Raw genomic sequence first — 25,783 nt, 5'->3', positions numbered from 1 at the left:
CGCGTCCCGGGGGACGCCGTGGCGGCCCCGCACCCCGCGCATCGCTTCGGAAGGTTTCGGGCGGCCCGTGCAAACGGACCGCCCGGACGCCTGCCCGGACCACCGGACCCATCCGGCGAGGACGAGATCGCCGGCCGATCGAGGGGAACAGATCGATGGAATGGCTGACGTCGTTTCCGCATATGGACGACACGAGCCTCACCGCGCTCAAGAAGGCGATCGACGAGGGCTTCCGGGCCTTCACCCGCGCCTATGGCGACGGGATCGAGGCCATCTTCGAGCCGCTGCAGGTGTTTCTGATCCACAGCGAGCGCTTCATGACGCGCACGCCATGGCCGGTCGTGCTGCTGCTGATCCTCGCCGTGGCCTGGGTCGCCAGCCGCAGCCTGAAGATCGTGGCCGGCGCTGCCGTCACCCTGCTGCTGATCGGCTATTTCGGCATGTGGGACGACACGATGAAGACCATCTCGATGATCTTCGTGTGCACGGTGATCGCCATCGTGGTCGGCCTGCCGCTCGGCATCGCCATGTCGCGCTCCGACCGGCTGCGCGGGCTGGTCAATCCGGTACTCGACGTGATGCAGACGATGCCGAGCTTCGTCTATCTCATTCCGGTGGTGATGCTGCTCGGCATCGGCAAGGTGCCGGGCCTGATCGCGTGGTGGTCTACGCGCTGCCTCCGATCATCCGGCTGACGGACCTCGGCATCCGCCTCGTCGACCGCGACGTGCTGGAGGCCGCCGATGCCTTCGGCTCGTCGTCGTGGCAGAAGCTGGTCAAGGTCCAGCTGCCGCTGGCGCTGCCCAACATCATGGCGGGCATCAACCAGACGATCATGATGGCGCTGGCCATGGTGGTGATCGCGGCGATGATCGGCGTGCAGGGGCTCGGCCAGCCGGTGCTGAAGGCGATCTCCAACCAGTATTTCACCCTCGGCCTGTTCAACGGTCTTGCCATCGTCGGCATCGCCATCATCTTCGACCGCGTCAGCCAGGCCTATGGCCGGCGGCTCCAGAAATATCGCGAGATTTCCCATGGCTGAGCCGGCGACCACGGGCCTCGGCCTGGAAATCCGCAATCTCTACAAGATCTTCGGCACGGCGCCGCAGCGCCATGTCGAGGCCGTGCGCAACGGCATGACCAAGGCCGAGCTCAACGAGAAGCACCAGCATGTGCTCGGCCTGCGCAACATCAACATCGAGATGCCGGCCGGCGCGATCCAGGTGATCATGGGCCTGTCGGGCTCCGGCAAGTCGACCCTGATCCGCCACATCAACCGGCTGATCGATCCGACCGCCGGCGAGGTTCTGGTCGGCGGCACCGATGTGGTGAAGATGTCGGCTAGGGACCTGCGCGACTTCCGGCGCCACCAGACCGCGATGGTGTTCCAGAAATTCGCCCTGCTGCCGCATCGCAACGTGCTCGACAACACCGTCTACGGCCTCGAGGTGCAGGGCCTGCCGCGTGCCAAGCAGGTGGACGCGGCGATGCGCTGGATCGAGCGCGTCGGCCTCAAGGGCTTCGAGGACCGCTTTCCCAACCAGCTGTCCGGCGGCATGCAGCAGCGAGTCGGCCTTGCCCGCGCGCTCACCAACGACGCGCCGATCCTGCTGATGGACGAGGCTTATTCGGCGCTCGATCCGCTGATCCGCGTCGACATGCAGACCGTGCTGCTCGACATCCAGAAGGAGATCCGCAAGACCGTGGTGTTCATCACCCACGATCTCGACGAGGCCCTGCGCCTCGGCGACCGGATCGCCATCCTGCGCGACGGCGAGGTGGTGCAGCAGGGCACCAGCCAGGACATCGTGCTGCGCCCGGCCGACGACTACATCGAAAGCTTCGTGAAGGAGGTGAACCGCGGCCGGGTGGTGCGGGTCGATTCGGCGATGGTTCCGCTCGTGGGCGAAAGCGCCGAGGCGGCCCCCACCGTGCCGGCTGATGCGATGATCGAGGCGGCGGCGCATGCGATGAAGGTCCACGCCACCGACGCCGTCACCGTCGTCGACGCCGCCGGCCGCCCGATCGGCCGCATCACCATGCGCGAGGTGCTGGCCGCGATGTTCCCGGACGCCCGCTGACAGCAGAATGTTTGCCGGCGGGCAGGGCAAACAGCTTTTCCCGCCGGTGCACGGATTGCGGATGCAGAGCCCGGCGGACCCGCCGGAATCCATGCGCGGTGCGCGCATGACCGATGCACGATCAGGCGCTCCTGCCGGTAGATTTTGCAAAGATCGGAAGATTTTGGAGGCCACGGAGGGAATCGAACCCCCGTAGACGGATTTGCAATCCGTAGCGTAACCACTCCGCCACGTGGCCTCACGCGAACGGTTATCCCGTTCGATGCCGCCTCCATTAGCAGAGAGCCGGAGGAGGCTCAACTGCCAATCAGGCGCGACGGAGAGAACATGCCACACACCCGTTGAGGAATGATGAAGCGGGCGGCGGCGTGTATCACGGGCGGGGTCGCGCGGACTTGTCAGTCCCGGTGGTGGCGGATATTGGAATGAGACGAATTCGGCGGCAGGGGCGCATGGCCACGGCCGTTTCGCCAGCGCCGGGCCGATACGGGACCCGAGCCAGGAAAGGGATGCTTGCGCATGGTCGATTTTGCCAATGCCCGGACCAAGATGGTGGACGGCCAGGTCCGGCCCAGCGACGTGACCGACTACCGCATCATTTCGGCGATGCTGGAAATCCCGCGCGAGGTGTTCGTGCCGCCCGCGCGCAAGCCGCTCGCCTACACCGACATGGCGCTCAAGGTCGCCGGCGAGGCCCGCAGCATGCTGCCGCCGCGCACCTTCGCGATGATGGTGCAGGCCGCCGACATCCAGCCGACCGACGTCGTCCTCGATCTCGGCTGCGCCTCGGGCTATTCGAGCGCCGTGATCGCGAAGCTGGCCAGTTCGGTCGTGGCGGTCGAGCAGGATCCGGCGCTGGTCGATCTTGCCAGCAAGACGCTGCTCGATCTCGGCATCGACAATGTCGCGGTCGTGCAGGGGCAACTGGTCGACGGCCTTGCCGGCGAGGGTCCCTATGACGTGATCATGATCGAGGGCGCCGTCGATGTTCTTCCCGACACGATCGGCGAGCAGCTCAAGGACGGCGGCCGTCTCGTGGTCATCGAGGGGCGGGGCCAGTCGGCCAAGGGCATGCTCTACGTGCGCACCGGCGACGATCTCGGCGGCCGCATCGTGATGAATGCCGGCGCGACGTGCTGCCGGGCTTCGAGCGCGAGGCCGCCTTCGTCTTCTGATTCCAGCCCTTCGGCACCAGAGACCGGATCCTTGTCGGGTCGGAGCGGGCGTCCGCTTCGGCCCGATTGCATGCGGGGCACGACCGATCGCTGCATGATCGGCCGTCACGTGCCGCATCGGATGCCTGTGGCCGGCGCGCCGCACTTGCCCCGGTTTGTTCACGAAACGTAAATCCCTCATGCCGTGAGCGATCCAAAGCGGCTACACTCGCTGAGTCGCCGGCGATGTCGGGTCGTCGCGGCGGTTCGCCATAACGCCCCCGCCCAGCCGGTCCGTGTTCCGGCCGGCGGAAGCAACCACGGCGATGCGAAGGGGCCAGACGTGCTGCGCAGACGGAATTCGATTCTTTCACGGGCTCTCGCCGCGGTCGTCGTCGTCGTTTCCATGTCGCCTGTCGCCCTCTCGGCCGAAACGCTGACCGAGGCGCTGGCGCTGGCCTATGCCAACAATCCGACGCTCAACGCCGCGCGCGCCGGCACCCGCGCCACCGACGAGGATGTCCCGCAGGCGCTTGCCGGCTACCGGCCCACCGTCAGCGCCTTCGCCACCGGCACGTTCGATTCCAACTTCGGCGACCATTCGCGCATCGCCCGCACCGGCCTGACGCTGACGCAGCCGATCTTCCGGGGCTTTCGCACCGAGAATTCGGTCAACGCCGCCGAGGCGTCGGTGCGCGCCAGCCGCGAATCGCTGCGCAACACCGAACAGAACGTGCTGCTCGACGGCGTCGAGGCCTACATGAACCTGATCCGCGACCGGGCGATCGTGGACCTGCGCAAGGCCAACCTGGCCTTCCTCAACGAGCAGGTGCGGGCCGCGAACGACCGCTTCAGCGTGGGCGAGGGCACCCGCACCGACGTGGCGCAGGCCAATGCCGCGCTGGCCGCCGCCTCGTCCAGCCTCGCCTTGGCCGAGGCGAACGTGATGACCGACGAGGGCGCCTACAAGCAGGTGTTCGGCCGCGCGCCGTCGAAGCTGACCCCCGGCAAGCCGATCGACGGCATGCTGCCGAAGTCCTTCGAGCGGGCGGTGACGCTCTCGCGCAAGGATCATCCGGCGATCCTCTCCGCCGTCCATTCCGCCGATGTCGCCGCCTACAACGTCAAGATCGTCGAGGGCGAACTGCTGCCGTCGGTCTCGCTCGAGGCGAACATCGACCGCACCTGGGCCGGCGGCAACACCTCCACCGACACCGGCAACAATGCCTCGATCGTCGGCCAGATCACGATTCCGCTCTACGAGGGCGGGGCCGTTCATTCGGGCGTGCGGCAGGCCAAGGAAACCCTCGGCCAGGCCAGGATCCAGGTCGACGTCACCCGCGACCAGGTGCAGGCCGCGCTGATTTCCGCCTGGGGCGCGCTGGAGGCGGCCAAGGCGCAGACCGTTGCCGCACGGTCGCAGATCGAGGCGTCGCAGCTGGCGCTCGACGGTGTTCTGGAGGAGCAGCGGGTCGGCCAGCGCACCACGCTCGACGTCCTCAACGCCCAGACCGACCTCGTCAACGCGCAGGTGACCCAGGTCCAGGCCGCCCGCGACGTGATCGTCGCCGGCTACACGGTGCTGGCGACGATCGGCCGCCTGTCCTCGACCGAACTCAAGCTGAAGATCGCGACCTACCGTCCCGAGGTCCACTACAAGCAGGTGCGCGACAAGTGGGGCGGACTGCGGACCCCAGACGGGCGCTGACGGGCGCTGACGCGGCCGGCGGCGTTCGATCTCTCATCCGCAACGACATGAGGCGGGGATAATCGCCCATTGAACGGGCAGGGCGTTTCGCCCGCGCTTCCCGGCGACCTATACTTCGAGGTGCGATCAGGCAGCGAATCAGGCGGCCGGTCGCCGCGCGCCGGATGCGGCGGGCGTGTGCGTGGCCTTCGGCGCCAAGGGGCAATCGGTGATGGCGAAAGCGAGCAGCTCCCAGGAACCCTCGATGGAGGAAATCCTGGCGTCGATCCGGCGGATCATCTCCGACGAATCCACGTCCGCGCCGCCCGTTGCCGAGGCGCCGGCTCCTGCCGCGCCGAAGGTGGCCGCGGCGGCAAAGCCCGCACCGGCCCCCGATCCCGAGGAAACGATTTCCGAGATGATCTCGACCGGCTGTTTGCCGAAGAGAGCGGCGTGCCGGACGAGGCGCCCGACGACAGCGCGGACGTGCTCGATCTGACGAGCGATCTTGCCGTCGACGACGGCATGATGGGCGACGACTTCGCCGGCTTCGACGACATGGGCATCGTCGAGGGCCTCGCGCCCGAGGAAGACGACATCACCTTCGTCGAGGACGATGCCAGCCCCTTCGACGAGCCGGTCCTCCCCGAGCCCGAGGAGGAGCCGTTCAGCGTTGCGTCGGCGCCCGTGCTGCCGGATCTCGATCCCGAACCGCTGATGCCGCCCTTCATGCCGCCACCATCCTTTTCCGCGGCAAAACCGGCGGGCATCGACCCGCTGATCTCCGACGCGGTCAACGCCTCGGTCAATGCCGCCTTCGGCTCGCTGGCGCACACGGTGCTGACCAACAACGCCCGCACGCTGGAAGATCTCGTCGCCGACATGCTGCGGCCGATGCTGAAGCAGTGGCTGGACGACAACCTGCCGACCATGGTGGAGCACATGGTCCGCGCCGAGATCGAGCGCATCACCCGCCGGCGGTGAGGCGCACGGCAGCGGCGATCCCGGTCGGGCGGATCTGCCTCCCGCGCCAATCGGTTGACTTCGCGGAACGCCTCGGCTTTCTAGGCCACTCGTTTCCCGCACCCGTGACCGAAGTCTCCCGACATGCTCGACACCAAATTCGACGCCGCTTCCGTGGAACCCCGCACCTCCGCGGCCTGGGAGGCGGCTGGCGCCTTCAAGGCGGGAGCCGGCGCGGACGAAGGCGCCGAGACCTTCACGATCGTGATCCCGCCGCCGAACGTCACCGGCTCGCTGCACATGGGCCACGCGCTCAACAACACGCTGCAGGACGTGCTGGTGCGGCTGATGCGCATGCGCGGCCGCGACGTGCTGTGGCAGCCGGGCCTCGACCATGCCGGCATCGCGACGCAGATGGTGGTGGAGCGCCAGCTGGCCGAGCGCAAGGAGCCCGGCCGCCGCGACATCGGCCGCGCCGCCTTCATCGACAAGGTCTGGCAGTGGAAGGCCGAATCGGGCGGCACCATCGTCAACCAGCTGAAGCGGCTCGGCGCCTCCTGCGACTGGTCGCGCGAGCGCTTCACCATGGACGAGGGTCTGTCGAAGGCCGTCGCCAAGGTGTTCGTGCAGCTTTATCGCGACGGGCTGATCTACAAGGACAAGCGCCTCGTCAACTGGGATCCGAAGCTGCTGACGGCGATTTCGGACCTCGAGGTCGTGCCGACCGAGGTGAAGGGCCACCTGTGGCACTTCCGCTATCCGCTGGCGGACGGCGCCACCTATGCCGCCCCGACCGGACTGGACGAGAAGGGCAACCCGACCGGCTACGAGATGCGCGATTACATCGTCGTCGCCACCACCCGCCCGGAAACGATGCTCGGCGACAGCGCGGTTGCGGTGCATCCGGACGACCCGCGCTATTCCGCGCTGGTGAAATCCGGGGCAAAGGTGCGCCTGCCGCTGGTCGGCCGGCTGATCCCGATCATCGCCGACGAATATTCCGACCCCGAAAAGGGCACCGGCGCGGTGAAGATCACCCCGGCCCATGATTTCAACGACTTCGAGGTCGGCCGCCGGCACGACCTGCCAAAGATCAACGTCATGGACGTCGAGGCGCGGATCGTGCTCGACGGCAACGAGGATTTTCTCACCGGCGTGCCGGTCAGCGACGAACTGGCCGCGACGACCGCGGCGCTGCACGGCATGGAGCGCTTTGCCGCGCGCCGCAAGATCGTCGAGATGATGGAGGCGCTGGGGCTGCTCGAGACGATCGAGCCGCACGTCCACATGGTGCCCCACGGCGACCGTGGCGGCGTGCCGATCGAGCCGTTCCTCACCGACCAGTGGTATGTCGACGCGCATGAACTGGCCAAGCCCGCGATCGCTGCCGTGCGCGAGGGCCGCACGAATTTCGTGCCGAAGAACTGGGAGAAGACCTACTTCGAGTGGATGGAGAACATCCAGCCGTGGTGCGTGTCGCGCCAGCTGTGGTGGGGCCATCAGATCCCGGCCTGGTACGGGCCGGACGGCAAGGTGTTCGTCGCCGAGACCGAGGAACAGGCGATCGGCGAGGCGCTGGCGCACTACGTGACGACCGGCATGTTCTCCGATGAGGAAGCGCGGGCGCTTGCCAACGATCCGGAGCGCTGCGCGATCTTCCTCAGCCGCGACGAGGACGTGCTCGACACGTGGTTCTCCTCGGCGCTGTGGCCGTTCTCGACCCTCGGCTGGCCCGAGGAGACGCCCGAACTCGCCCGCTACTACCAGACCGACGTGCTGATCACCGGCTTCGACATCATCTTCTTCTGGGTCGCCCGGATGATGATGATGGGCCTTCACTTCATGAAGGACGCGGACGGCAACCCGGTCGAGCCCTTCCACACGGTCTACATCCACGCCCTCGTCCGCGACGAGAAGGGCGCCAAGATGTCGAAGTCGAAGGGCAACGTCATCGATCCGCTGCAACTGATCGACGAATACGGCGCCGACGCGCTGCGCTTCACGCTGACGGCCATGGCCGCCCAGGGGCGCGACATCAAGCTCGCGCCCGCTCGGGTCGCCGGCTACCGCAACTTCGGCACCAAGCTGTGGAACGCGGTGCGGTTTTCGCAGATGAACGGCTGCGCGCGCGTCGCCGGCTTCGATCCCTCGGCGGTGTCTGAGACGATCAATCGCTGGGTCCTTGCCGAAGTGGGCAAGGCCGGCGCCGCGATCACCGAGGCGCTCGACTCCTATCGCTTCAACGATGCGGCGGGCGCGGCCTACGCCTTCGTCTGGAACGGCTTCTGCGACTGGTATCTGGAGCTTGCCAAGCCGATCCTCTCCGGTGAGGACGGGCCGGCGAAGGCCGAGACCCAGGCCACCTGCGCCCACGTGATCGACGAGATCCTCAAGCTGCTCCATCCGTTCATGCCCTTCATCACCGAGGAGCTGTGGGCGGAGACCGGCCGGACCGGCCCGGCGCGCGAGAGCCTGCTGGTGCTGGCCCGCTGGCCGGAACACGAGGCGATCGCCTCGCCGGCCGCCGACGAGATCAACTGGCTGATCGCGCTGATCAACGAGATCCGCTCCGTGCGCGCCGAAATGGGCGTCGCCCCGGCAACCCAGGTGCCGCTCGTCCTCGTCGGCGCCAATGCCGCGACGACCGGTTGGCTGGCAACCCACGAGGCGGCGATCCGCCGTCTCGCCCGCGTCTCGGAGGTCTCGACCGCCGATGTGGCGCCTGCCCAGTCGGCGCAGATCGTGATCGGCGAGGCCACTGCCTGCCTGCCGCTCGCCGGCGTCGTCGACCTCGCCGCCGAGAACGCGCGCCTCGCCAAGGAACTCGCCAAGCTCGACGACGAGATCGGCCGGATCGACAAGAAGCTCGGCAACGAGAGCTTCGTCGCCCGGGCGCCGGAAGAGGTGGTGGAGGCCGAGCGCGACAAGCGCGAGGGTTACGCCGAACGGCGGGTGAAGGTGGCGGAGGCGCTGGCGCGGCTGGGGTAGGGGGCTGCCAACGTCCGGATGTGCGGCTTCCCCCTCATCCGGCCCTTCGGGCCACCTTCTCCCCGCTGGGGAGAAGGGTAGCTCGGGGCCTCTGCCTTGCCCCGTCGTCGGTGGATGGCCTCAGCGTGTCGCCAGATCGGCCTCGGCGCGGCCACAGGTTACCCTTCTCCCCAGCGGGGAGAAGGTGGCCGCGCAGCGGCCGGATGAGGGGGCCTCGGCCTTCCGGCAACCTCCCGACGCGCCGATAGCCCACGAACTCACCGCATCGCAAAAATTCACCGAATCATGCTTCGCTTTTCCCCGATGCGAGCGAGGCGATGATGACGAAGCAGCCGGTGAAGACGACCCGCAAGAGCGGCACCAAGCCGAAGAAGCCCCGGGGTCCGGCCGCGCCGCGCACGCGCAAGCCGAAGGCAGCAATGTCCGCGCTGGCCGCCACCGGCACGAAGGGCAGGGCGATCCTCGCCGGCCTGCTGCGCTGGGGCAAACGGATCGGTCTTGTGACGGCCGTGGTCGTCGTCCTCGCCGGCGGCGCCACCTGGATCACCGCCCGGCCCGGAAATCCGCTGCTCTATCCGCCGCGTGACGGCGCCGCGACGATCACCGTCGCCGTTGCCGATCACGGCTATCACGCCGGCCTGATCGTGCCGACCGACCGCCTGCGCCAGTTTGCCTATACCGACGGCCATCAGGCGCTGATCGAGGTCAGCGAGCGCTTCCTGGTGCATCGCTGGGTCGAGATCGGCTGGGGCGACGAGGAATTCTATCGCCACGTGCCGACGGTGGAAACGCTGGAACTGCCGATGGCGCTGGCGGCGCTGTTTGCCGGCGAGCGGGCGACCGTGCTGCATCTGGCCGGCGTCGCGCAGACGCCGAAGCTGGCCTTCTACAAGAGCGACGTCGCCGAGATCGATCTCTCCGAGCAGGGGTTCCGCGTGCTGGCCGCCCGGCTGGAGGAGAGCTTTGCCCGCGGCGCGGGCGGTGCGCCGGTCGATCTCGGCAAGGGCCTCTATGGCGACAGCGCCTTCTACCGCGCCACCGGCAGCTACAGCCTCCTGTCCGACTGCAACCACTGGACCGGCCGCATGCTCAACGCGGCCGGCATCGCGGTCCTGCCGGTGCTGGACACGCTGTCGCTGGGTCTGATGGCCGATCTGCGCTGGAACGCAGAGACGAAATAGCCTCAAGTCACACTGAAAACACAAGGGTTTCTCGTCTTTATAAGACAGTTGTCTTGAAATGAGATATGCGTCGCACTATTGATTCTGGTGCCTGAAATGGCTCCGCTTTGCGTCGCCCTGACCCTGAGGAAGGCGCGAAGCGACTGTCTCGAAGGGCGGGGGCGGCCTCGTCCTTCGAGACGCATCGCTGGCGCGATGCCCTCAGGATGGGGCCGTCCGACGCGCGTTTTTGACGGCGGCCTGCAGGATGTGCCCCATGAAGCGAGACCTTCGATGACCGACGACGAAAGCCCTTCGCGGCGCCGGACGCGGCAGGCGCTGTTCGATGCGATGCTGGAGGAACTGGGCGCGGGGAACGAGCCGACGATCGCCGCCGTGGCGGCCCGCGCCGACATCTCGCGGGCGACCGCCTATCGCTATTATTCGGATCCGACGGAGCTCGTCGCCGCGGCGATGGAGGATGCACTGGCGCGCCGGCTCGGCGCCATTGCCGTGCCGGCCGAGGGCAGCGCCGCCGAGCGGGCCGAGCGTCTGGCCGGCCGGATCGCGCTGACGGTGCTGGCCGACGAGGATCTGTTCCGGCGCGCCTTGGCGCCGGAAAGGCCGCCGGATTGCCGGCCGATCGGGACCGTCGGCGCGGGTGGTGCGCGGCCGTGCTGGAGCCGCTGACGGGCCGGATTTCGGAGGAAATCCGCCGTTTCCTGCTCGACAGCCTGATGATCGCGCTCGCGCCCGCGGCGGTTCTCGACCTGCGTGCTCGGGCTGAAGCCCAGCGAGGCCGAGGCGCGGCTCAGGTGGATGGCGCGCACGCTGGTGACCGGGGCGGTGATGCGCGACGCGGCGGGCTGAACGCCGAGCCGCTTGCGCTCAGACCACCGTGCCGTGGAGGTCGTAGGCGTCGGCGCGGTCGATCTTCACCGTGACGAACTCGCCGGCGCGGATCGGCCGGCGCGAGGAGAGGTGGACGGTGCCGTCGATCTCCGGCGCGTCCCACTGGGTGCGGCCGCGCGCGGTGGTGCCGTTTGCCTCGTCGACGATGACCTTCAGCCGCTTGCCGACCCGGCGGCGCAGCAGCTTCTCGGAAATCGCCTGCTGGTGGGCCATGAAGCGGTGCCAGCGCCGTTCCTTGACCTCCTCGGGCACGGCCGGCAGGCCGAGATCGTTGGCCCGCGCACCCGAGACCGGCTCGTATTTGAAGCAGCCGACGCGCTCCAGCTTCGATTCCGTCAGGAAGTCGAGCAGCAGTTCGAAATCCTCCTCCGTCTCGCCGGGGAAGCCGACGATGAAGGTCGAGCGCACCGCGAGGTCGGGGCAGACGTCGCGCCACTTCTGGATGCGGCCGAAGGTCTTTTCCTGATGCGCCGGGCGGCGCATTGCCTTCAGCACCTGCGGCGAGGCATGCTGGAACGGAATGTCGAGATAGGGCAGCACCTTGCTTTCGGCCATCAGCGGGATGACCTCGTCCACATGCGGATAGGGATAGACGTAGTGGAGCCGGACCCACACGCCCATCTCGCCGAGCTCGCGGGAGAGATCGAGGAACTTCGTCCGCACCTCCCGGTCCTGCCACACGCCCGGGGCGTATTTCAGGTCGACGCCATAGGCGGAGGTGTCCTGGCTGATGACCAGCAGTTCCTTCACCCCGGCCTTCACCAGTTTTTCGGCCTCGCGCAAAACGTCGGCGATCGGCCGCGAGACGAGATCGCCGCGCAGGCTGGGGATGATGCAGAAGGAGCAGCGGTTGTTGCAGCCTTCGGAGATCTTCAGATAGGCGTAGTGGCGCGGGGTCAGCTTGATGCCCTGCGGCGGCACGAGATCGACGAAGGGGTCGTGCTGCGGCGGCACGGCCTCGTGCACGGCGCTCATCACGCTCTCGTAGGCCTGCGGACCGGTGATGGCGAGCACGTCCGGGAAGGCCTCGCGGATCTGCGCGGGCTCGGCGCCCATGCAGCCGGTGACGATCACCCGGCCGTTTTCCTTCATCGCGTCGCCAATGGCGGCGAGGCTTTCGGCCTTGGCGCTGTCGAGGAAGCCGCAGGTGTTGACGATGACCACGTCGGCGCCATCGTGCTTGCGGCCGATCTCGTAGCCTTCGGAGCGCAGGTGCGTGATGATCCGCTCGCTGTCGACGAGCGCCTTCGGGCAGCCGAGGCTGACGAAGGAAATCTTGGGCGCCGGGCCGGCGGGCAGGGCCGGGGCTCCGGGGAGCTGGGTGGTGCTGGACATCCGGGATTCCATGGCGGCGGCCGGCAATTCCGGCAGCAACTGAGCTTGCCGATGCTCATAACCGATCCGGAGGCTGCGGCGCAATCGCGCGGCGCCGGCGCAGACCGGCCATGCGCGCGGGTTTCAGCCCGTCGTCCGCGTCCAAACGTCCATTCCGCTGCGGCCACTCGACACCGGACGGCGCGCCATGTGATAGCTGCGCACCTGCTCAACTGTCTCCCGGACCCGTCACGACGATGCACGTCAGCGAGCTCGAGGTCAGGACGCCGGCCGAAACCCTGTCTCGGCTCGCCGGCCTGCCGAACCTCACATTTCTCGACAGCGCGATGAGCCATGCCACGCTCGGACGCTTTTCCTTCCTGGCCGCCGATCCGTTTGCCACGCTCGAGGCGAAGGGCGGCGCGGTGTTCTGGAACGGCGAATCCGTCGGCGGTGACGCCCTGACGGTGCTGAAGGAAAAGCTCGCGCTCTATCGCCAGCCGAAGCGGATCGGCCTGCCGCCGTTCCAGGGCGGCGCCGCCGGCTTCGTCTCCTATGACTTCGGACGCCGGCTCGAGCGCCTGCCCGATCCGGCGATCGAGGCGGAGGGCGTGCCGGAGCTGCTGCTGCATTTCTATGACGTCGTGATCGCCTTCGACCATCGCGAGAAGCGCTGCTGGCTGTTTTCCACCGGCTGGCCCGAGACCGGCACCGTGCTCGCGCCAACCGCGCAATCGCAAGGGCGCAGGAATTCCGCCGCCATCTTGCCGACCGCGCGCCGCGAGTTCCGGGCCGCGACCGGGCGAAGCTCGACTGGCAGTCCAACTTCACCCGGCCGGACTACGAGGCCGCGCTCGCCCGCACGGTCGAGTACATCCTCGCCGGCGACATCTTCCAGGCCAACATCTCCCAGCGCTATGCGGCGCGTCTGCCGAAGGATTTCGATCCCTTCGCCTTCTATCTGCGTCTGCGGCAGGTCAACGCCGCGACCTTTGCCGCCTATCTCGACTACGGCGACCTCGTGGTCGCCTCCGCCTCGCCGGAGCGGTTCCTGCAGGTCTACGACGGCCGGGTCGAGACGCGGCCGATCAAGGGCACGGCCCGCCGGGTCGCCGATCCCGCCGAGGACGCGCGGATCGCCGAAGCGCTGCTCGCCTCGGAAAAAGACCGCGCCGAGAACGTGATGATCGTCGATCTGCTGCGCAACGACCTGTCGCGGGTCTGCCAGCCGCACACGGTCCATGTGCCCGCGCTCTGCGGCCTAGAAAGCTACGCCGGGCTCCATCACATCGTGTCGGTGGTCTCGGGCATTCTGGAAGAGGGCGCCGACATCGCCGACCTCTTGCGGGCGTCCTTCCCCGGCGGGTCGATCACCGGCGCGCCAAAGATCCGGGCGATGGAGATCATCACCGAGATCGAGGGCCGTGGCCGGGGCGTCTACTGCGGCTCGATCGGCTATTTCAGCTTCGACGGCAGCGCCGACACCAACATCGCCATCCGCACCGTGACCTTCCGCAACGGCGAGGCCACGTTCAACGTCGGCGGCGGCATCACCGCCCTGTCCGAGCCGCCGGCCGAATTCGACGAGACGCTGACCAAGGGCGCCCGGATCTTTGCCGCCTTTGCGGAGGATCCGGCGCCGTGATCGTCATCGTCGACAACTACGATTCCTTCGTCGCCAACGTCGCCCGCTATTTCCGCGAGCTCGGCGAGGAGACGCGGGTGATCCGCAACGATGCGGCCAGCGTGGCCGAGGTGGCGGCGATGGACCCGCGCGCGATCGTCCTGTCGCCGGGCCCCTGCACGCCGACGGAAGCCGGCATCTCCTCGCCGGTGCTGGAAAGCCTCTCCGGCCGGGTGCCGATCCTCGGCATCTGCCTTGGCCACCAGTGCATCGGCGAGGTGTTCGCGCCCGCGTGGTGCGGGCGCAGCACCCGATGCACGGCCGCGCCTCGATGGTGACCCATGACGACGACGGCCTGTTCGACGGCCTGCCGAACCCGCTGCGGGTCGGCCGCTATCATTCGCTGATCGTCGAGGATGTCGATCCCGCCGGCCCGCTGCGGATCACCGCGCGGTCCGAGGACGGCGAGATCATGGCCCTGCAGCATCGCGAGCACCCGACCTACGGGGTACAGTTTCATCCCGAATCGATCCTCACCGAAAGCGGCCACGCCATGCTTGCCAACTTCCTCAGCGTCACGGCCGAGCACGGCAGGCGATGATCTGGCTCGACGGCACGTTCCACGAGGGACCGACCGTTCAGTGGAATGTCGCGGACCGCGGCCTGCTGCTCGCCGACGGCCTGTTCGAGACCGCGGTGGTGTTCGACGGGCGGATCTTCTGCCTTGCCGAACATCTCGCGCGCCTCGGCACCGGCGCGCGCCTGCTCGGCTTCGAGGCGCCGCTGGATCTCGCGGAAGAAGGCATGCAGGCCGTCGCCCGCTTCGCGCCCCCGTCCGGCGGCGTGATCCGGCTGACCGTGACGCGCGGCGCCGGCCCGCGCGGGCTGGCCCCGCCCGCCGAGCCGGTGCCTACCGTGCTCGCCACCGTCGCGCCCTTCGACCCGTCGCTCGTGTTCCGCAAGGTGAGCCTGCAGACCGCCGGCGTGCGCCGCAACGAGCATTCGCCGCTCTCGCGGGTGAAATCGCTGGCCTACATGGACAATGTGCTGGCGATTGCCGAGGCGAAGGCGGCGGGCGCCGACGACGCGCTGATCCTCAACACCGCCGGCCGCCCGGTCTGCACCAGCGCGGCGAACCTGTTCGTGGTGCGCAAGGGCGAGATCGCGACCCCGCCGGTGTCCGACGGCGTGCTGCCCGGCGTGATGCGCGGCCGCCTGATGTCGATCGCCGCGCGTGCCGGTCTCGACGTGGTCGAGCGCTCGCTCGGCGTGATGGACATCGCCCGGGCCGAGGAGATCTTCCTCACCAACTCCGTGCGCTTCGTGCAGCCGGTGACGGCGATCGACGGCGTGGACCTGCCGCGAGAGCCGGCCGTTGCCGTGCGTGTCCTCGATCTCTTTCGCGGGCTGCTGGAGTTCGAGGTCGAGCGCGGCCTGCCGGAAACCCGGATGCAGTAGGACCGCTCAGGTCGGCGCCAACGACCGGCTGCCGGCCGAGGCGGGGTCCTCGCGGCGCTTGATCATGTAGAGCCGCTCGTCGGCGGCCTTGTAGATCTCGGCAAAGGATGTGCCCACGTCCTCGACGCTGGCATAGCCGATGCTGGCGCCGATGCGGATCTTCGTCTCGCCATAGGCGATCTCATCGCCGATGGCCGTGGCGAGCCGGCTCGCGATCCCCGAAAGGTTTCCGGACGGCGGCGTTTCGACCAGCGCGGCAAACTCGTCGCCGCCGATCCGCGCGACGACATCGGTCGGACGCAGGCAGGCGCGGATGCGCTCGGCGGTCACCTTCAGCGCGTGGTCGCCGGCGTCGTGGCCATGGTTGTCGTTGACCGGCTTGAACCGGTCGAGATCGATCAGCAGCAGCGAGAAGCCGCGATCGCCCGACATGAGGCGGCGCGCGAACATCTCTTCCAGATGGGCGCGGTTGCCGATGCCGGTGAGCATGTCCTGATGGGCGCGCCGCCGCAGTTCGGCCTCCTCGGCCTTGCGGCCGCGAATGTCGGAGATGGTGCCGACCGCGCGCAGCGGGCGGCCGTCGCGGTCGCGTTCGACCACCATGCCGCGGTCGAGCACCCAGATCCAGTGGCCGTCCTTGTGGCGCAGCCGCTGCTCTGCTTCGTAGTAGGTGGTGTTTCCGGCGAAATGCTCCTGGAGCAGGATCTGGATCCGCGCCTGGTCGCTGGGCTCGCCGATCAGGTGCCACGTCGTCACGTGGCCCGGCAGTTCGCCGGGCTGGTAGCCGACGATCTCCAGCCATCGCTCGGAGAAGGCGACCTCGCCGGTGGCGATGTTCCAGTCCCACAATCCTTCCCGCAGGCTGTCCAGCACCAGCGACAGCTTGCGCTCCTTCTCGGCGAGCAGACGGTTGACCGCCGCCGTGTTCTCGATGGCGGCGGCAACGAACAGCGGCGGCAGGGCGATCAGCACCAGGGCGGTCTTGGCGAACAGCACCTCTTCGGCAAGGGAGTCCCCGAGCATCACGTCGATCCGGCCGGCGTGGATCAGCCAGATGACGGCAAGGGCCGTGAAGGAACTGATCGCGGCCGTCGGAAACACGCCGAAGCGGATGGCGCTCCAGAGCAGAGGCAGTGCGAACAGCGACACCACCTGCAGGTCGTGCAGGGGCAGGGCCAGAACGGCAAGCGCGGCAAGCAGGACCAGGATCGCCACGTCGCGCAGCAGAACGAGGTCGCGGCTGGCGAGACGGTGGCGGAGATCATCCCAGTTGCGGCGGCTCGCGGTCAGGAACGGCGGTACCACGACGAGCGCGCTTGCCAGATCCGACATGAACCACGTCAGCATGCAACTGGCGGCGGGCTTGCCGAAGGTGACCGCGACGATTGAGCCGCCCAGCAGCGCAGCGGGAACAACGCCGGCCACCAGCGCCCCGATCACTTTCGCGATGTCCTCCAGCCCGTGCGGCGGCCCGTTGCGCCGGACGATCCGGACCAGCAGCGCGCAGATCGCGATCTCGACGCCGTTGGCGAGAACGAGGCCGAGGCTGAAGGCAAGACCGTCCCCGTAGGCGAGCTGGACAGCGAGGTTGGCGAGGGCGGCGCCGGTGAGGATCGGCAGGAGGGCGCGCCGGTCCGCGAAGGCGGTGAGCACGACGATCGCGCCGTTTGCCGGCCAGAAGATCGCGACGTTGCCGGCCTCGCGGGACACGGCGATACCGAATGCGGCCAGCACGGCGAAAATGATCGCCGACGTGCCCGCATGACGGATCGCCGTCCCCAACATTCGGAAAACCCCCTGCCGCCTGATACCGACGGTTAGGCTAGCCGAAAGCCGTTAAGGAGTTTTGATTGCGGTGCGGTATGACAAAGGCAGCTAGCGCTTGATCTCGACCGGAATGGTCACAGGCATGCTGCTTCTGCCGATCTCTGCGGGTATCGGCGGAAACTCACCGACCCGGCGCACGGCGGCCAGCACCGCCTCGTCGACCTTCGGTATCCCGGACGACCGCGAGATGCGGACACCCGAATAACTGCCGTTTGCCGCGATGGTGAAGGTGACATAGGCAAGGCCGGGCTTGTCGCGGGACTTCATCCGCTGCGCCTGCCGCGCGACAGCCGCCCGCACCCGGCCGCCATAGCTGCGCTGGATGGCCTTGCGGTCGACGCTGGCACCGGAGGCGGCCTGGCTGGCTGGCTGCGCCCGGGATGAGGCGACCACCTTCGGCTTCGCACTGGCCGCTTCGGTCTTCTTCGGCGGTGCCTGACGCCTTTCCGCGACCTTCACGCGCTCGCGGACGGGTTCCACGCGCCGCGGCGGATCGGGCTTGACGCGCGGGGTGACGGTGAGGACTTCCATAGCGGCCGTCTCGGCGGGGGCCGTCTCGGGCACGGCTTCGGCCACGGCCTCGGGCACGGCTTCGGCAATCGCCTCCGGCGTTGCCTGCGCAGCTGCCTGGACCTCGACCTCGGCGGGAACCGACGGATCGACCTCCGTCAGCTCGAACGGCGTCGCGACGACCTCGTCCGGCTGGTCCGGCACGGCCTCGGCCATTTCGGCGGGAGCCACGTCGGTGATCTCGGTGCTTTCGGCAGCATCGGGAATCTCGATGGCCTGCGCCTCGGCCGTCTCTTCCACCGGCTCTGCCTCCACGGGCTCCGGCGCGGCGGCGGCATCCTCCGGAGCGTCCGCCTCCACCTCCTCGGCCGCGACCGACGCGACGCTGTCGGCTGGCGGCAGGGCGAGATCGGGCGGCAGGTCGATCATGATCGCGGCTGGCGGCGCGACAAAACCGTTCGCGACCTCGTCCTCGCGGGTGAGGGCGACGACCACCGCGCCATGGACGACGAGTGCGGCCAGCAGGCAGGTGCCCCAGAGCAGGCCGGAGCCGACGCCAGATCCGTTGCCGAAACCGGGGGCGTCCGCCGCCATCGTCACGGGATCGCCTCCGTGCCGTTGCCGGGCGCGGTCTCGAGGCCGACGAGGGCGATCTTCAGGTAGCCGGCGGCACGCAGCGCGTTCATCACCTCGGTGAGATCGCCGTATTGCACCACCTTGTCGGCGCGCAGGAACACGCGCTGCTCCTTGTCGCCGCTCGTGAAGGCGTTGATCGCCGCGGCCAGCCCGTCGCGCGTGACCGGATCGTCGCCGATCGCCAGCGACAGGTCCTCGCGCACGGTCAGGAACAGCGGCTTTTCGGGGCGCGGCTGCACGGCAGCCGTCGATTTGGGCAGATCGACCTGCACGTCCACGGTGGCGAGCGGGGCCGCCACCATGAAGATGATCAGGAGCACGAGGATCACGTCGATGAAGGGCGTGACGTTGATCTCGTGGGTTTCGGTGAGATCGTCACCGTCGTCGAGGCGGGCTGCCATCGTCGGTCCCCGTTATTCGGCCGCGCGGGCGCGGCGCGGCATCTGGCCGAAGTCGAGCTCGCGCGAGACGAGGCGGCGGATCTCGGCGCCGGAGTCGGCGAGAAGCTGGCGATAGCCGCCGATGGCGCGAGCAAAGACGTTGTAGATCACCACGGCCGGAATGGCCGCGACGAGGCCGATCGCGGTGGCGAGCAGGGCTTCTGCGATACCGGGCGCCACCACGGCGAGATTGGTCGTCTGCGCCTGGCTGATGCCGATGAAGCTGTTCATGATGCCCCAGACCGTGCCGAACAGGCCGACGAAGGGGGCGGTGGAGCCGATGGTGGCCAGCAGGCCGGTGCCACGCATCATCCGCCGGCCGGCGGCGATCTCCATCCGCTCCAGGCGGATCGCGACGCGCTCCTTGATGCCGGCTTCCGAGCCGCCGTTCTGCGACATCCGCATCTCGCCGATCGCGGCACGGACGAAACCGGCCACGTCGCCGCGCAGGAAGCCCGCGTTCTCGCCGCTTTCGCTCAGCGAGCGCGAGGCAAGAAGGCCCTTCAGTCCGCGCGCCGCCGCACGGCGGGCGACAGAGAGTTCGAGCAGCTTGGCCAGAAAGATCGTCCAGGTGATCACCGAGGCGAAGGCGAGGCCGACCATCACGGCTTTGACGACGATGTCGGCCTGCATGAACATTCCCCAGGGGGACAGATCATGTGGCAGCAGGGCGTTGGCCGGTTCGGCTTCGGCGGGAGCGGCGTCTGGGGCAACGTCCATCCCGGGAAGCGCAACGGGTGCCTCGGGAGCCTGAGCCTCAGCGGCCGGACCTTCGAGGGCCGGAGCCTCGCTGGAAGGCGGCGCGGCGGGCTCGGTCGCCTGCGGCAGGTCCGCGGGCGACGGCGCGGTCTCCTGCGCGCCGGCGTTGCTTCCGGCGACGGCCATGAGGGCGAGGACGACCACGACGATCGGCAGACGCGTGAACATCGGATCTGGACCTTTTACTTGTCGAAGGTGACGGCCGACAGCGAGGTCGGCTCGACCCGGTCGAGGCAGGCGAGGGCGGCGCCGTCGGCATCCGCGCAGGCGATCACGTCGTTGAGCAGGATGCGGCCGATGCGGTCGCAACCGGTGCCAGGAATGTCGAAGGCCTTGACGAAGGTCTTGTTGCGGGCGAGCGGCCCGAGTTCCACGGCGATACGCCGGGCGACGATGCCGTCGGGCGCGAACATGACCAGATCGGTCTTGAGGCTGGACAGCGGACCGCCGCCGTTGCGCACCACGATCGTCGCCTGGCAGCTCTCGCCGTTGGGGGCGAGCTTGTTGAGCTCCACCGTGATCGGCGCGTCGGCCTCCGCTGTTTGAGACAGGGCCGGCGAGGCGAGGGCACACACCGCCGCGGCGGCAATCATCGCGCGCGCCGGACTGAGCCGGCGGACGGACGGGCGAAGGGACTTGCGGATGACGGTCACGACGATGCGGATCCCTCGTTGCTGAAGCGCCTGGGCAAGCGGTCTGGCGTCGGCCGCGCGGATCGCGGACGACGTTGAAGCTTCTGGCGTTCTACATATTCTGAGTATGGAGTTCAAGTTTGCATCGGCCCGACTGCCGATACGAGCCCGCTTGGAAGGGAAATTGCAGGGCAGGGTCCCGGAATTCCGGGCGATGGCGGTATACACAGCCGGCCGCTTTGCCCTAAATAGCGCCGGACAACGCCCGTCCGGGCGGCCATGAACGCGAGGGCGTGCGAAGATGAGCGGACTTTCCCGGACGCCGAGGACCTGTCGCCGCGACGCCGGCGCATCCTCTATCATTCCTGGCACCGTGGCACGCGGGAGATGGACCTGCTGCTCGGCCGCTTCGTCGACTCTGCGATCGGCGATCTGCCCGAGGCCGATCTCGACCGGCTCGAGGAGCTGATGGAGGTGGAGGACAAGCTGCTCTTCGCCTGGATCATCGGCCGCGAGCCGCCCCCGCCCGAGCATGACGGACCGACGCTCGCGCGCATCATCTCCTTCCACAGGGCCAATCCTCTGGCGCTCGACTGACCTCCGGCCAGACTCCAGCACCGCCAAAAGCGAACCCGCTTCGCCCGAAAACGAGTTTCACCCGTGACCGACTACCGCTCCGTCTTCGACGAATTCCGCGAGTTCACGCTGTCGAACGTGCCGGATGGCGCCGAGGCGCTGGCGCTTGCCCGGATCACCGGATCGGGCGAGGGGCTGCGCGCCGTCTTCGTCGCGCGTGACGGCCAGCGGCTGGCGCAGGCCGAGCGCGCGCTCGGCTTTGCCGCGCCCGGCCTCGCCACGCTGGAATTTCCGGCCTGGGACTGCCTGCCCTACGACCGCGTCTCGCCGACGCCGGCCGTCGTCGCCCGGCGCATGACCACGCTGTCGCGCCTCGTGCGCCCGACCGAGGGCCCGGGCTTCGTGCTGCTGACGACCGCCAACGCGCTGGTCCAGCGCGTGGTGCCGCATGCCGTCGTCGGCGCGCAGATCTGGGGCGCGGCGCAGGGCAACCGGGTCGACATGGCGGCGCTGACCGGCTGGCTGGAGGACAACGGCTTTTCCCGCGTCTCGACCGTGCGCGACACCGGCGAATACGCCGTGCGCGGCGGCATCGTCGACCTGTTCGCCCCCGGCACCGACCTGCCGGTGCGCCTCGACTTCTTCGGCGACACGCTGGATTCAATCCGCAGCTTTGATCCGGAAACCCAGCGCTCCGTCGGCCAGCTGCGGCGTCTCGACCTGGTGCCGATGAGCGAGGTCGTGCTGACGCCGGCCACGATCAAGCGGTTTCGCCAGAACTATCTGTCGCTCTTCGGCGGCGCGACCCGCGACGACCCGCTCTACGAATCGATCAGCGAGGGGCGGCGTTATGCCGGTGTCGAACACTGGCTGCCGCTGTTCCACGACGGACTGGAGACGCTGTTCCACTATTGCGGCGATGCCCCGCTGGTGCTCGATCCGCTGGCCGACGAATCCATCGACGAGCGCCTGAAGACGGTGCGCGACCATTTCGAGGCCCGCGCCGAGGCGCTGAAGATCGGCAACACCGGCGGCGCGCCCTACAAGCCGGTCGAGCCGACCAGCCTCTATCTCGCGCCCGGCGAGATTGCCGCGGCGCTCGCCTCGCGCGATGTCGTCCGCCTCACGCCCTTCTCGGTGCCCGACGCGGGCCGCAAGATCGTCGATTTCGGCGGCAAGCAGGGCCGCAGCTTTGCAGCCGAACGGGCCGGCGGCGACGTCAACGTCTTCGACGCGCTGGTCACGCATTTCCGCGAGGTCCGCGAACGCGGCAAGCGCGTGCTGCTGGCCTGCTGGACCGAGGGGTCGCGCGACCGGCTGGCACAGGTGCTGGCCGACCACGGCGTGCAGAAGGCCGAGCGGGTGGAGACGCTGGAGGCGGCGCTGGCGCTGCCGACCCACATCCTCGGCCTCGTCGTCCTTGGTCTGGAGACCGGCTTCGAGACCGACCGGATCGTCATTGTCGGCGAGCAGGACGTGCTCGGCGACGCCTGGTGCGCGGTGCGCGGCGCAAGAAGGCCAAGAACGCGCTGACCGAGGTGGCGAGCCTCTCGGAAGGCGATCTCGTCGTCCATGTCGACCACGGCATCGGTCGCTTCGTCGGCCTGCGGACCATCGAGGCGGCGGGCGCGCCGCACGACTGCCTGGAGATCGTCTACGCAGGCGGCGACAAGCTGTTCCTGCCGGTCGAGAACATCGACCTTCTGACCCGTTTCGGCTCCGAGGAACAGGAAGTCTCGCTCGACAAGCTCGGCGGCGGCGCCTGGCAGGCCCGCAAGGCCAAGATGAAGAAGCGCATCCGCGAGATCGCGGGTGAACTGATCAAGACCGCAGCCGCCCGGCTCCTGAAGACGGCGCCGGTCCTGACCCCGACGGACGGCGTCTGGGGCGAATTCGCGGCGCGCTTCCCCTATGACGAGACCGAGGACCAGCTCTCCGCCATCGAGGCGATCGTCGAGGATCTCCAGTCCGGCCGTCCGATGGACCGGCTCGTCTGCGGCGACGTCGGCTTCGGCAAGACCGAGGTTGCCCTGCGTGCGGCCTTCGTCGCGGCGCTGTCGGGCAAGCAGGTGGCGGTCGTGGTGCCGACGACCCTGCTTTCGCGCCAGCATTTCCGGACTTTTTCCGAGCGGTTCCGCGGGTTGCCGGTGCGGGTCGAGCAGGCCTCGCGCCTCGTCACGGCCAAGGATCTCGCCCGGACCCGCGAAGGCCTCAAGGACGGCACGGTCGACATCGTCGTCGGCACCCATGCGCTGCTCGCCAAAGGCATCGAGTTCCGGGACCTCGGCCTGCTGATCATCGACGAGGAGCAGCATTTCGGCGTGAAGCACAAGGAGCGGCTGAAGGAGCTGAAGTCGGACGTCCACGTGCTGACGCTGTCGGCGACGCCGATTCCGCGCACGCTGCAGCTGGCGCTGACCGGCGTGCGCGAACTGTCGCTGATCGCGACGCCGCCGGTCGACCGGCTGGCGGTGCGCACCTTCGTGACGCCCTTTGACGCGCTCGTCATTCGCGAGGCGCTGCTGCGCGAGAAATACCGCGGCGGCCAGGCCTTCTACGTCTGCCCGCGTGTCTCCGACCTTGCCGACCAGAAGGACTTCCTCGAGCGGACCGTTCCGGAGGTGCGCGTTGCGGTCGCGCACGGCCAGATGGCGGCGACCGAGCTCGAAGACATCATGAATGCTTTCTACGAAGGCCGCTTCGACGTGCTGCTCTCCACGACGATCGTCGAATCCGGCCTCGACATCCCGACCGCCAACACGCTGATCATCTACCGCGCCGACATGTTCGGCCTTGCCCAGCTCTACCAGCTGAAGGGCCGCGTCGGCCGCTCCAGACCCGCGCCTATGCGATCTTCACGACGCCGGCCGAGCGCAAGCTGACCGGCACCGCCGAGCGGCGCCTGCGGGTGCTGCAGTCGCTCGACACCCTCGGCGCCGGCTTCCAGCTCGCCAGCCACGATCTCGACCTGCGCGGTGCCGGCAATCTCGTCGGCGAGGAACAGTCCGGGCATATCAAGGAGGTCGGCTACGAGCTCTACCAGCAGATGCTGGAGGAGGCGGTGGCCTCGCTCAAGACCGGCGACGACAGCCTCACCGACGACCAGTGGTCGCCGACGATCACGGTCGGCACGCCGGTGATGATCCCGGACCACTACGTGCCGGATCTCCAGCTGCGCCTCGACCTCTACCGCCGCCTCGCCGATCTCGACGAGCCGGGCGAGATCGACGGCTTCGGCGCCGAGATGATCGACCGCTTCGGCCCGCTGCCGGAGGAGGTGGAGCATCTGCTCAAGATCGTGATGATCAAGGCCTTCTGCCGCCGCGCCAACGTGGAGAAGGTCGATGCCGGCCCGAAGGGCGTGGTCATAGCCTTCCGCGGCGGCACCTTCTCCAATCCGGCGGCGCTGGTGCGTTACATCGGCGAGCAGGGCGTGCTGGCGAAGATCCGGCCCGACCACAAGGTCGTTCTCTCGCGCGACTGGCCGACGCCCGAGCAGCGGCTCAAGGGCACGGCGGCGGTGCTGGTCAAGCTGGTGCGGATGGTCGACGAGGGCAAGCCGAAGGCGGCGTAAGGCCGCCTGTTCGGGCTACTCTGCCGCTCGCGTCGACAGTTCGGCCGCGACGCGGCGGAAGGCGTCGGCCATCATCTCCGGCGGCTGGGCGCCGGAAATCGCGTAGCGGCCACCCATCACGTAGCAGGGCACACCGGTGATGCCGATCCGGCCGGCGTAGTCGATCTCGGCGCGGATGATCTCGAGGTCGATGTCGGTGGCGAGCCGGTCGCGGATCTCGTCGCCATCGAGCCCGATCTCGTCGGCGATCGCCGCCAGCGTCGCCTCGTCGGTGAGATCGCGGCCCTCGCAGAAGAAGGCCGAGCAGAGCCCCTCGACCGCCGCGGTCCCGAGATCCTCCGCGCCCGCCCAGCGGATCAGGCGATGGCTGTCGAGCGTGTTCGGCGTGATGGCGATCCGGTCGAAGGCGAAGGGAATGTCGATCGCCATGCCGATGTCGGTCAGCTTGCCGTGGATCTCGTCGATCCGGGCGGGATCGCGGAACTTGTCCAGCATGTAGGCGCGGCGGTCCTTGCCCTCTTTCGGAATGGTGGGATCGAGCTGGAAGGCCCGCCAGCGCACGGCAATGTCGATGTCAGGAATCATGTCGATCGCCGCATCGAGATGCCGCTTTCCCACGAAGCACCAAGGGCAGATCACGTCCAGGAAGACGTCGACCGACAGGCTCGGGCGGTAGGGCGCAGCAGTCATGGAGCCGTCTCCTGGGAAATGCAGAACCGGACCGCCGCGGGTCGTCACAATCGGCGGCCGGTGTGAGCCTTGTTGAATCGAAACGGAAAACACGCTGCGCTGCCATCATGCCGACGCAACAGGGCCGCGATCTTCCGGCATTTCGATGGCGATATGATAGCGGCCAAGCGACGAAAAGCAGGCACGTGGCCGCGACCACGGCCTCGGCCGGAGATCCGTTACGAAATCAGCCGGATATGCGCGATCACGATTTCGTGATCGCCCGTGTCAGGATCTCAGGCGGCGGCGGAGGTCTTCGTCTCGATCGGGCGAAGCACGCGCCCGTCCTGGCCGCGGCGCAGCGAGTCCACCGGGACAAGCATGGCGGGACGTTCGAGGATGCCGACGCCCTCGCCGGCGAGGAAGGCCGCGACGGATGCCGCTGTCACGTCGAGGCTGCCATCCGGCACGAAGGAAAGCCCGATACGGCTGCCGAGCAGCTCGTCGGCCACCACGAAGGCCGCAGCGTCGGCGACACCTGGAATCCGGGCAAACAGCGCGTCGAGCGCGGCGAGGTCGAAGATCTCGCCCGCGACCGTGACGGTCTCGCTCACGGTGCCGGCCGGCCGGATGCCGCTTCCGTCGGCCATCAGCGTTCCGTACAGGCCGGTGCGCAGCAGTCCCTCGGCGTTGACGGCGAGCACCCGGCCGGACCCGCCGGCGGCCGTCTCGGGCCACGGGGCGTCCGGCACGATCGCGCCGGACAGCACGATCTCGCCCGAGGTGGCCGACGGCCTCCGGTCACCGGCGCGCATCCGC

The 25,783-nt window shown here is 68.4% G+C and carries 17 protein-coding genes, 1 tRNA gene and 5 pseudogenes; 13 read left to right on the top strand and 10 right to left on the bottom strand.

Annotation, left to right across the window (positions count from 1 at the left end):
• Positions 1–155: 155 nt before the first annotated feature.
• Positions 156–1,042, top strand: a pseudogene (locus A6302_RS08145) (ABC transporter permease).
• A complete protein-coding gene (locus A6302_RS08140) occupies positions 1,035–2,081 on the top strand; it encodes a quaternary amine ABC transporter ATP-binding protein (RefSeq protein ID WP_069306618.1) in 1,047 nt (348 codons plus the stop codon). Before A6302_RS08145 ends, A6302_RS08140 begins: the two are co-directional and overlap by 8 nt.
• A 164-nt stretch (positions 2,082–2,245) precedes the next feature.
• Here the strand turns inward: A6302_RS08140 and A6302_RS08135 are convergent.
• Positions 2,246–2,319, bottom strand: a tRNA-Cys gene (locus tag A6302_RS08135).
• A 281-nt stretch (positions 2,320–2,600) separates the two neighbouring features.
• Between A6302_RS08135 and A6302_RS08130 the strand changes: the two are divergent.
• A pseudogene (locus A6302_RS08130) lies at positions 2,601–3,256 on the top strand (protein-L-isoaspartate O-methyltransferase family protein).
• A 322-nt stretch (positions 3,257–3,578) separates the two neighbouring features.
• Positions 3,579–4,943 carry a TolC family outer membrane protein gene (locus A6302_RS08125; RefSeq protein ID WP_245293983.1) on the top strand — a complete coding sequence of 455 codons (1,365 nt, stop codon included), beginning with the start codon at positions 3,579–3,581 and terminating at the stop codon, positions 4,941–4,943.
• A 138-nt stretch (positions 4,944–5,081) separates the two neighbouring features.
• Here A6302_RS08125 and A6302_RS22835 read toward each other — a convergent pair whose 3' ends face one another.
• On the bottom strand, positions 5,082–5,222 hold the full coding sequence (locus tag A6302_RS22835) for a hypothetical protein (RefSeq protein ID WP_169833539.1): 141 nt from the start codon (positions 5,220–5,222) through the stop codon (positions 5,082–5,084).
• Positions 5,223–5,375: 153 nt separating this feature from the next.
• Between A6302_RS22835 and A6302_RS22070 the strand changes: the two genes are divergently transcribed.
• The 4 genes from A6302_RS22070 to A6302_RS08105 all read left to right on the top strand — a co-directional run bounded on the left by A6302_RS22070 (position 5,376) and on the right by A6302_RS08105 (position 10,723).
• Positions 5,376–5,906, top strand: a complete 531-nt coding sequence (locus tag A6302_RS22070) for a PopZ family protein (protein WP_069306617.1) — start codon at positions 5,376–5,378, stop codon at positions 5,904–5,906.
• A 123-nt stretch (positions 5,907–6,029) separates the two neighbouring features.
• Entirely contained in the window at positions 6,030–8,873 is a 2,844-nt protein-coding gene (locus A6302_RS08115) for a valine--tRNA ligase (protein ID WP_069306616.1), read from the top strand.
• 317 nt (positions 8,874–9,190) lie between these two features.
• A complete protein-coding gene (locus tag A6302_RS08110) occupies positions 9,191–10,054 on the top strand; it encodes a DUF2459 domain-containing protein (RefSeq protein ID WP_083255617.1) in 864 nt (287 codons plus the stop codon).
• 273 nt (positions 10,055–10,327) lie between these two features.
• The gene (locus tag A6302_RS08105) at positions 10,328–10,723 is read left to right on the top strand and encodes a TetR/AcrR family transcriptional regulator (protein WP_069306615.1); all 396 of its coding nucleotides are present in this window, start codon (positions 10,328–10,330) and stop codon (positions 10,721–10,723) included.
• Positions 10,724–10,921: 198 nt separating this feature from the next.
• On the opposite strand, the gene rimO is transcribed toward A6302_RS08105, so the two are convergent.
• Entirely contained in the window at positions 10,922–12,280 is a 1,359-nt protein-coding gene (gene rimO / locus A6302_RS08100; protein WP_069306623.1) for a 30S ribosomal protein S12 methylthiotransferase RimO, read from the bottom strand.
• Positions 12,281–12,516: 236 nt separating this feature from the next.
• Between rimO and pabB the strand changes: the two are divergent.
• From pabB to A6302_RS08085, 3 genes and pseudogenes are all read left to right on the top strand, one after another.
• Positions 12,517–13,904, top strand: a pseudogene (pabB, locus tag A6302_RS08095) (aminodeoxychorismate synthase component I).
• Positions 13,901–14,484 (top strand): annotated as a pseudogene (locus A6302_RS08090) (anthranilate synthase component II). Before pabB ends, A6302_RS08090 begins: the two co-directional pseudogenes overlap by 4 nt.
• Positions 14,481–15,341, top strand: a complete 861-nt coding sequence (locus tag A6302_RS08085; RefSeq protein WP_069306614.1) for an aminotransferase class IV — start codon at positions 14,481–14,483, stop codon at positions 15,339–15,341. Before A6302_RS08090 ends, A6302_RS08085 begins: the two are co-directional and overlap by 4 nt.
• Before the next feature lie 6 nt (positions 15,342–15,347).
• On the opposite strand, the gene A6302_RS08080 is transcribed toward A6302_RS08085, so the two are convergent.
• From A6302_RS08080 to A6302_RS08060, 5 genes are all read right to left on the bottom strand, one after another.
• Positions 15,348–17,126: a sensor domain-containing diguanylate cyclase gene (locus A6302_RS08080; protein WP_069306613.1), complete on the bottom strand. Its 1,779-nt coding sequence runs from the start codon at positions 17,124–17,126 to the stop codon at positions 15,348–15,350.
• Between the two features lie 90 nt (positions 17,127–17,216).
• Positions 17,217–18,272 (bottom strand): energy transducer TonB, encoded by a 1,056-nt coding sequence (locus A6302_RS08075; RefSeq protein WP_069306612.1) that lies wholly within the window; start codon positions 18,270–18,272, stop codon positions 17,217–17,219.
• Between the two features lie 2 nt (positions 18,273–18,274).
• On the bottom strand, positions 18,275–18,715 hold the full coding sequence (exbD, locus tag A6302_RS08070; RefSeq protein ID WP_069306611.1) for a TonB system transport protein ExbD: 441 nt from the start codon (positions 18,713–18,715) through the stop codon (positions 18,275–18,277).
• Positions 18,716–18,727: 12 nt separating this feature from the next.
• Positions 18,728–19,681, bottom strand: a complete 954-nt coding sequence (gene exbB, locus A6302_RS08065; RefSeq protein ID WP_069306610.1) for a tonB-system energizer ExbB — start codon at positions 19,679–19,681, stop codon at positions 18,728–18,730.
• A gap of 14 nt (positions 19,682–19,695) precedes the next feature.
• Positions 19,696–20,166 (bottom strand): hypothetical protein, encoded by a 471-nt coding sequence (locus A6302_RS08060; RefSeq protein WP_083255616.1) that lies wholly within the window; start codon positions 20,164–20,166, stop codon positions 19,696–19,698.
• A gap of 258 nt (positions 20,167–20,424) precedes the next feature.
• Between A6302_RS08060 and A6302_RS08055 the strand changes: the two genes are divergently transcribed.
• Together A6302_RS08055 and mfd are read left to right on the top strand one after the other, a co-directional pair.
• A complete protein-coding gene (locus tag A6302_RS08055; protein WP_069306609.1) occupies positions 20,425–20,742 on the top strand; it encodes an FAD assembly factor SdhE in 318 nt (105 codons plus the stop codon).
• Positions 20,743–20,805: 63 nt separating this feature from the next.
• Positions 20,806–24,295, top strand: a pseudogene (gene mfd, locus A6302_RS08050) (transcription-repair coupling factor).
• Positions 24,296–24,310: 15 nt separating this feature from the next.
• Here the strand turns inward: mfd and A6302_RS08045 are convergent.
• Both A6302_RS08045 and A6302_RS22830 read right to left on the bottom strand, forming a co-directional pair.
• Positions 24,311–24,985: a DsbA family oxidoreductase gene (locus tag A6302_RS08045; RefSeq protein ID WP_069306608.1), complete on the bottom strand. Its 675-nt coding sequence runs from the start codon at positions 24,983–24,985 to the stop codon at positions 24,311–24,313.
• A gap of 275 nt (positions 24,986–25,260) precedes the next feature.
• Positions 25,261–25,783 (bottom strand): hypothetical protein (locus A6302_RS22830; protein ID WP_210183290.1); only part of this gene is annotated, 523 nt, incomplete at its 5' end.

The organism is Methylobrevis pamukkalensis, assembly GCF_001720135.1.
GTDB lineage: Bacteria > Pseudomonadota > Alphaproteobacteria > Rhizobiales > Pleomorphomonadaceae > Methylobrevis > Methylobrevis pamukkalensis.
The sequence above is the reverse complement of the archived record's forward strand: the minus strand, read 5'-3'. Positions and strand labels throughout refer to the sequence as shown.